Below are 8,042 nucleotides of genomic sequence, written 5' to 3' on the forward strand. Positions count from 1 at the left end.
GTGCCGGAGCTCCTCCCCCGTGCGGGTCGAGGTGGAGTCCCACTGGCGCCCCTCGAACCCGCGCCGCCAGCGGCCGTGCAGGTCGACGGTCAAGCCCAGTCGGTCCCCGATCCGTCCGCCCCCGCCGGGGATCGGCGCGGTCGTGCGCCCGAGCGCCGTCACCGCGAGCGACGCCGCACCGCGCACCTGCGTGTGCCCACCGAGCACCGGCACGTCCCACGCGACGGCGGCGCTGCGCAGCCCCGAGACGATCCGGCGCACCGCCGACGGGGTGGCGGCCGACACGGCATCCATCAGTCCGACCGCCCGCGCGCCCATCGCCGACAGGTCGTTCACGTTGACGAGCACGCCGCACCAGCCGGCCCACTCGGGGTCTTTGTCGATCAGCGCGGGCAGGATCGCGTCAGTGGCGACCACCACGTCGGTGCCCGACACCAGCGCGCCGTCGTCACCCACCCAACCGTCCCCGCCGAGGGCTTCGGGATGGTCGTCGCGGATGCCGGAGAGAACGTCGCCGAGGGGGAGCTTCATCGCCCCGACGAGGTCGGCGATGCGGTCGATGGCCCAGCGCATCCGCACGTGCGGCGCGCCGCCGATCACGGTCTCGCCCCAGCGCACCCACCCGAGGTGGCGGAACAGGGGCTCGTTGCGCGATTGCACCGTGGCGTCGAAGCGCAGCACACCCCGGCTCACCGCCTCACGGCAGGCCGCCCGCACGAGCGCCGAGCCGATGCCACCGGCCTGCCGGGCACCGCGACGCACGACGAGACGACCGCCCGTCCACCAGCCGATGTCGCGGGCGGTGGCGGGGGCGAGGCGCACCCCGCCGAGTACCTCGCCCGCGGCGGTGGCCGCGACGAGCACCACGGTGCGGGGGTCGTCGTCGATGTCGTCGTGGTCGGTGCCAGCGAACAGTCCCTGTTCGCCGACGAACACGTCGCGCCGGATCGAGCGATAGGCGGCGATGTCGACGGCATCCGCCACCCGGATCACCCAAGCCGGTGCCTGCTGCAGCCGGGGCGCCCCGGTCAGCACCGGAACGTCGAACATCACGCGCCCGCCGTCTTCAGGATGCTGCACGCGCCGCAGGCGGCGCAGCCGGCCTTCTGGTCCTCGCCGCGCATCCCCGCCTCGTGCAGCAGTCCCGCGACCCGAGAGGTGATGTCATCGACGACCGCGCGGTGCGGGGCCGGAACCTTGTCGACGTCGGTGGCGAGCGTTCCCTTCAACGGCCGGAAGGGGACGACGAAGGGGTAGACGCCCATCTCGATGAGTTCGCGCGCGCCCTCGACCGCCTCGTCGGCGTCCTCCCCCATGCCGACGATGAGGTACGTCGACACCTGGTTCCAGCCGAACACCCGCACGGCCTCGCGCCACGCGGCACGGTACTCGTCCATGCTCACGCGGGACTTGCCCGGCATCCAGCGTCGGCGCACCTCGTCATCCATCGATTCGACATGGATGCCGATGGACCGGGCGCCCGCGTCGTACAGATCGGTGATGGCCTGCAGGTCGGCGGGCGGTTCGCACTGCACCTGGATCTCGAGCTGCGGCACCGCCGCCTTCACCGCGCGCACGCACCGGGCGAGGTGCTTGGCGCCCCGGTCCCAGCCGTTCGAGGTGCCGGTGGTCATGACCATGTGCGTCACGCCGTCGAGGCGGACGGCCGCCTCGGCGACCTCGGCGAGCATCGCGGGCGTCTTGACCGCGATGGTGGTGCCCGCATCGAGCGAGGCCTCGATCGCGCAGAAGCGGCAGCGCTCGCTCTCGTCGTAGCGGACGCATGTCTGCACGACCGTCGTCGCGAGCACGTTCTTGCCGTGGAGCTTCGCGATCTTCTCGTACGACACGCCCTCGGCGGTCTCGAGATCGTAGAACTGGGGGCGTACCACCGGGGCCACGTCGAACCCGAGATCGGCGCCGTCGCGGGTGAGTCGCCCGGAGGCGGTGATCACGTACGGACTGTTCGGATTGAGGGGGATGGCCGCCCCGTCACCGTCGACGACGAAGTGGCCGTCGTCGCTGGGTCCGGCCCCGCCCGTGCGGCGTACGGGGGCGTCGCTGCGGACGCCGAGCAGGCTAGGCTGACACGGGTCGAGACCTTCTCACGGTCCACCGGTGCGAGCGCTGAGGCGTTGTCCATGCATCCCAGTAGAACGACGGGGCGTTTCGAGACGACGTCGAACGGATAGCGGTTCTGTTTCGAAGTCCCGCGGGTTTGGGCGGCTCCTCCGCCCGGGCTCATCGAACGCCGCTCAGTCGCGGATCGGCTCTCCCGTGCGTGCCGGTCTCATCGATGACGGATGCCATCCTCGGCGACGGCATGCGGTCCCTCCCACGCCCGCTCGGCCCGGCGATGACGGACCGTGACGATGCGGCCTCGATCGGTCGCCGGCGCCGTTAGCGTGGCGGGGTGACCCGCGCCCTCCGCTCTCTCGGCTTCCTCACCATCGGCCTCTTCGATCGCGAGAATCCGCGCGCCGGGCACGAGACCACGCTGTCGATCATCGAGCGCGGCGAACGCCTCGGTTTCGACAGCGCGTGGCTGCGCAATCGGCACCTGCAGTACGGCATCTCCTCCCCCGTCGCGGTTCTCGCTGCGGCGTCGCAGCGCACGAGTCGCATCCGGCTCGGCACCGCCGTGATCCCGCTCGGATGGGAGAACCCGCTGCGGCTCGCCGAGGACCTCGCGACGGTCGACGTCCTGTCGGGCGGGCGGCTCGAACCGGGATTCTCGGTGGGGCCGCCACCGCGGCTCGACGACGTCGCCCACGCCCTGTACCCCGACACGGTCGAGTACGAGGATTTCGGCTACGAGCGCCTCGCGCGCCTGCGTCGCTTCATCGCCGGAGACGCGGTCAGCGCCCGCGCCGGCACCGAGGGGATCGAGGAGTACTCGGAGCGGGTCGAACCGCACGCCGCGGGCCTGTCCGAACGGCTCTGGTACGGCGCCGGTAGCGCGGCATCCGCCGGCTGGGCGGCCGGGAACGGCTTCCACCTGCTGACCAGCAGCGTGGTGCAGGCGGGCGAGACGACCGACTTCGACCGCGAGCAGTACGCGCAGATCCGGCTCTACCGTGACGCCCATCCCGACGGCGAGCGGGCCCGGGTGTCGCAGGGCCTGGTCGTGATCCCCACCGACTCGGCCACCCCCGAGCAGCGTGCCCGCTACGTGGCCTACGCCGACGCGCGGCGCGGGCGGGTCGGCATCCCGCACGGTCCCCGCGGGCTGCTGTTCGCCGAAGATCTCGTCGGCTCGTCCGAGCAGATCGCCGAGCGTCTGCTGTCGTCGCGGTCCTACCCCGAGGTCGACGAGGTCGCGTTCGCACTGCCGTTCGATTTCGCCCCCGACGACTACGCGCAGATCCTCGAGGACATCGCGGGACGGCTGGGGCCGCTGCTGGGCTGGCGGGCGGCCGCCATCTGACGCGCGGTCCCGGATGCCGGGCCTCCCACCGCCGTGCGCAACCTCCGCGATGAGCGCAACCTCAGTCGGCACGGGTCGAGTCGCGCGGAGTTCGCGCACATCGCGGAGTTCATGCACCTCGCGGAGCGTGAGCGCCTCTCGGGCGCACCCCGCAGCTCGCGCGCTGCCGGGCCCCCGGCGCTCCGGGCACCCCGGCACCCCCGACACTCCGCTCGACCCGCCGACGGGCTCGTGGCCTTTCGTGACGCCGTGAGGCGTTGTGTGACGACGCGCGTTGAGACCCGCCCCGTGCCCGGCGACAGTGGTCAGCACCCCTCGAGAGAAGGAGCCCCATGTCGCACCGCGCCCACCTCGCCGTCGCCCTGGACGGCGCCGGCTGGCATCCCGCCGCCTGGCGCGAGTCCACCGCCCGCCCCACCGAGCTCACCTCGGCCGGGTACTGGCGCGACCTCGCGCGTCTTGCCGACGACGCCGGTGTGCTCTTCGCGACGATCGAGGACGCCCTCTCGCTGGGCGGTCGCTCCCCCGAGGCGGATGCCGAGACCCGCCGCGACCGCGCCCGTGGACGCCTCGATGCGGTATTGCTGTCGTCGTTCCTCGCCCCCGCGACCCGTCGGCTCGGGCTCGTTCCGACCGTGACCACCACGCACCCCGAGCCCTTCCACATCGCGACGGGGCTGCAGACCCTCGACCACGTCAGCCGGGGCCGCGCGGGCGTTCGCTTGGTCGCGGGGTCGACCCCGCAGGAGCGCGCGAACTTCGGGCGTCGCGCCGAGGGCCCGACGGGCCTGCCGACCTCGGGCCGCGTCGAGGACGACCCCGCGCTGCTCGCCGCGTTCCGCGAGGCGGGCGAGGTGGCCGACGTCATCCGCCGTCTCGCCGACTCGTGGGAGGACGACGCGATCGTGCGCGACCTCGAGACCGGTAAGTTCCTCGACCGCCAGCGCGTGCACCGCGTCGACTTCGCGGGCGAGTTCTTCTCGGTCACGGGCGCCTCGATCGTGCCCCGCTCCCCGCAGGGCCAGCCGCTCGTCACCGCCCTCGCGCACCAGGGCGTCCCGTACCGTTTCGCGGCGGCGCACGCCGACCTGGTGTTCGTCACCCCGCGCGACGCGGGCGGGGTGGGCGGCATCCGGAACGAACTGGCGGATGCCGCGGCCCAGGTGCGCGACGAGGTCGAGCCCCTGCGGGTCTTCGCCGACCTGCTCGTGCTCGTCGCCCCGAGCCGCGCCGAGGCCGCCGAGACGTGGGCGCGGCTCGAGGAGCGCGCGCCGATCACCACCGACGCGCGGGTCGTCGTGGGCACCGCCGACGACGTCGTGGACGAGGTCCGCGCGCTCGTCGACGCCGGCGTCGACGGGGTGCGCCTGCGCCCCGCTCGCCTTCCGGCCGACCTCGTCGCCATCGCCGAACAGGTGGTGCCGCGGGCGCGGGCCGCCGGCATCCTGTCGCCCGACGGCGGCGAGCCCACGCTGCGCGAGCGCCTCGGCCTGCCGCGTCCTTCCAGCCGCTTCGCCCGTCAGGAGGTCGGCGCATGACCCGCCGTCAGATCCATCTCGCCGCGCACTTCCCCGGCGTGAACAACACCACCGTCTGGACCGACCCGAGCGCGGGCAGCCAGATCGACTTCTCGTCGTTCGAGCACTTCGCCCGCACCGCCGAGCGCGGGTTCTTCGACTACCTGTTCCTCGCCGAGGGGCTCCGCCTGCGCGAGCACCGCGGGCAGCTGCACGATCTCGACGTCGCCGGTCGCCCGAACACCCTCGCGATCCTGACCGCCTTGGCCGCCGTGACCGAGCACATCGGCCTGGTCGGCACGCTCAACACCACGTTCAACGAGCCGTACGAGCTCGCCCGCCAGCTCGGCACGCTCGACCTGTTGTCGAACGGACGGGCCGGGTGGAACGCCGTGACCAGCTCGGACGCCTTCCACGGCGCAAACTTCCGCCGCGGCGGGTACCTCGACCACGCCGATCGCTATGTGCGCGCATCCGAGTTCGCGGCGCTGTCGAAGGCGCTTTGGTCGTCGTGGCGTGACGACGCGGTCGTGGCGGATGCCGAGTCGGGGGCGTTCCTGCGCGACGACGCCATCGCGCGCGTGCGGCACGAGAGCCGCCTGTTCGACGTGGACGCGGTGTTCGACGTGCCGCGCTCCCCCCAGGGGCGCCCCGTGATCGTGCAGGCCGGGGACTCCCCCGACGGGCGCGACTTCGCCACCGACCACGCCGACGTCATCTTCTCGCTGCACACCGAGTTCGCGGACGCGCAGCAGTTCTACCGCGATGTGAAGGGGCGGCTGGCCGCCCGCGGCCGCGACGAGGATTCGCTCAAGATCCTGCCCGCGGCGACCTTCGTGCTCGGCGACACGGCGGACGAGGCCCGCGAGCGTTCGCGCGAGATCGCCCTGGCCCAGGTGCGGCCGCAGACCGCCATCACGTATCTCGAGCAGATCTGGAACCGCGACTTCAGCGGGTACGACGCTGATGGCCCGCTGCCCGACGTCGATCCCGACACCGGCGCCGAGACCGCACAGGGCTTCGCGGGACGCCACGCGGCGATCCGCGCGCGGATCGACCAGCTGCGCGCCCTCGCCGCCGAAGAGAGGCTGTCGATCCGCGAGCTCGTCATCCGTCTGACGGCGAAGCACACCTTCGTCGGGACGCCCGAGCACGTGGCATCCGAGATCGATCGGTACGTCCAGGAGCGCGCGACCGACGGCTTCACCGTGGTCGGCCACGTCACCCCGCACGGCCTCGACGAGTTCACCGATCGCGTCGTGCCGCTGCTGCAGGAACGCGGTTCGTACCGCCGGTCGTACGGTGACGGCGCGACGCTGCACGACCTGCTGGGGCTGCCCCCGGTGGCGGCTCCGGTGCGATGAGCGTGCAGCCCTCGCGACTCGTGGTGCTCGGCGCGGGCCCCCGCGCGGTCATGCTGATCGAGCGTCTGCTCGCGCGGCGCACGCGCGCGGACGCGCCGGTGCAGATCACGCTCGTCGACCCTCACCCGCCGGGCGCGGGGCGCATCTGGCGGCGCGAGCAGTCGCCGCTGCTCAAGCTCAACTCCATGGCGCGCGACGTGACGGTGTTCACCGATGACTCGTGCCTGATCGCCGGTCCCGTGCGGTCGGGTCCCTCGCTCATCGAGTGGGCGGAGCGCGTGCGCGACGGGCGGCTCCCCGACGTCGACCTCGACGACCCGACGCTGGCCGACGAGGTGCGGGGGCTGCGCGGCGACAGCTTTCCCACGCGGCGCTTGCAGAGCGTGTACCTCGACTGGTTCTGGCGCCGCACGGTGGCGATCGCGCCGCCCGGCGTCGCCATCGACTACCGCGCGTCCAGCGCGCAGTGGGTCGACGACACCCCCGACGGGTGGGAGGTCGCCCTCGACGACGGCACCCGCCTCGACGCCGACGTGCTCGTCTACGCCCTCGGCCACGCCGGGCGCGAACCCTCCGCCGAGGCGCGCTCCCTGCGCGACGCCGCCGCGCGCGAGGGCCTGACCTACCTCGAGCCCGCTTTCACGGCCGACGCCGACCTGTCGGTGCTGGGCGCGGGCGAGGACGTGATCGTCCGGGGGATGGGGCTGGCATCCATCGATGCCGTCGTCCTGCTCGCCGAGGGCCGAGGCGGACGCTTCGCGCGGACCGACGGCCGCCTGACCTACGAACCCTCGGGAGCCGAACCCCGCCTGCACCTGGGCTCGCGCCGCGGGGTGCCGTACCGCTCGAAGGTGTCGTCGCCGCTGCGCGGCGAGCCGCCCACCCGCGAGGTCCTCACCCCCGCCGCGATCGCCGGCCTGCTCGCCCGACCGGGCTCGGTCGATTTCGTCGACGACGTGTGGCCGCTCATCGCCCGCGAACTCGTCTGGGGGCACTACCGCGAACTGTTCACCGGCCGCCCCGACCGCGTCGGCACGACGTGGGAGCAGTTCCGCGAGACCCTTCGAACGGTGGATGCCGACACCCCCGCCCTGCGGGCCGCCGTGGCCGCGGTGGTTCCCGATCCGCTCGACCGGTTCGACGTGCCGGCCCTCGACCGGCCGCTCGCGGATGAGACCTTCGCCGACGCACGGGCCGCGCACGACCGCGTCCGTCGGCACATCGTCGACGATCTGCGGCTGCGCACGACGCCCGAGCACAGCACGGCGCAGGCGTTGTTCCTGACCATCCTCGGCTCGTTCCTGGCGCTCGCCGACATCCCCACCGAGCGGTGGAGCGCCCGCTCGCGCGCGGTGGACCTGCCCGTCACCTGGCACACGTTCTTCAGCTACGTGGCATCCGGACCCCCGCCGCATCGCCTCGAGGAGCTGCTCGCCCTCGCCGACGCGGGCGTCGTGCGCTTCCTCGGTCCCGAGGTCTCGGTCCGTGTCGAACCCGGTCGCGGCTTCGTGGCCTCGTCGCCGCGCGTGCCGGGCGAGCTCGAGACGCGCGCGCTCGTCGACGCGTGGCTGCCGGCGCCGGGCGCCGCGGCGAGCGACAACCCGGTGCTGCGCGAGCTCGCCACCCGGCACGGCCGTGAGGTCCATGTCGCCGATGAGGGCTTCACCGGCTCGCTCGGGCGGATCGACGTAGATGCCGACGGCCGCGTCATCGCACCGACGGGCGCCGCGCACG

The 8,042-nt window shown here is 73.3% G+C and carries 6 protein-coding genes; 4 read left to right on the forward strand and 2 right to left on the reverse strand.

Annotation, left to right across the window (positions count from 1 at the left end; genetic code table 11):
• Both DBR36_RS11225 and DBR36_RS11230 read right to left on the reverse strand, forming a co-directional pair.
• Window positions 1-1,080, reverse strand: a 1,080-nt coding sequence (locus DBR36_RS11225) for an MSMEG_0567/Sll0786 family nitrogen starvation N-acetyltransferase (RefSeq protein ID WP_258222756.1), incomplete at its 3' end; no start/stop codon positions are given.
• Window positions 1,050-2,078: an MSMEG_0568 family radical SAM protein gene (locus DBR36_RS11230; protein WP_108319417.1), complete on the reverse strand. Its 1,029-nt coding sequence runs from the start codon at window positions 2,076-2,078 to the stop codon at window positions 1,050-1,052. The genes DBR36_RS11230 and DBR36_RS11225, both read right to left, overlap by 31 nt.
• Before the next feature lie 335 nt (window positions 2,079-2,413).
• Between DBR36_RS11230 and DBR36_RS11235 the strand changes: the two genes are divergently transcribed.
• From DBR36_RS11235 to DBR36_RS11250, 4 genes are all read left to right on the forward strand, one after another.
• Window positions 2,414-3,427 (forward strand): LLM class flavin-dependent oxidoreductase, encoded by a 1,014-nt coding sequence (locus DBR36_RS11235; protein ID WP_108319419.1) that lies wholly within the window; start codon window positions 2,414-2,416, stop codon window positions 3,425-3,427.
• A 332-nt stretch (window positions 3,428-3,759) separates the two neighbouring features.
• Complete coding sequence (locus DBR36_RS11240; protein WP_108319421.1) at window positions 3,760-4,965, forward strand: LLM class flavin-dependent oxidoreductase; 1,206 nt, start codon at window positions 3,760-3,762, stop codon at window positions 4,963-4,965.
• Window positions 4,962-6,308 (forward strand): NtaA/DmoA family FMN-dependent monooxygenase, encoded by a 1,347-nt coding sequence (locus tag DBR36_RS11245; RefSeq protein ID WP_108319423.1) that lies wholly within the window; start codon window positions 4,962-4,964, stop codon window positions 6,306-6,308. Before DBR36_RS11240 ends, DBR36_RS11245 begins: the two co-directional genes overlap by 4 nt.
• Window positions 6,305-8,042: FAD/NAD(P)-binding domain-containing protein (locus tag DBR36_RS11250; RefSeq protein ID WP_219927644.1), on the forward strand; the 1,738-nt coding region annotated here is incomplete at its 3' end. The genes DBR36_RS11245 and DBR36_RS11250, both read left to right, overlap by 4 nt.

This window comes from Microbacterium sp. HMWF026, assembly GCF_003061325.1.
GTDB lineage: Bacteria > Actinomycetota > Actinomycetes > Actinomycetales > Microbacteriaceae > Microbacterium > Microbacterium testaceum_E.

Excerpts from the sequence above, each read along its gene's own strand:
- DBR36_RS11240 (WP_108319421.1), top strand. The coding sequence starts at position 3,760 with ATGTCGCACCGCGCCCACCTCGCCGTCGCCCTGGACGGCGCCGGCTGG.
- DBR36_RS11245 (WP_108319423.1), top strand. The coding sequence starts at position 4,962 with ATGACCCGCCGTCAGATCCATCTCGCCGCGCACTTCCCCGGCGTGAAC.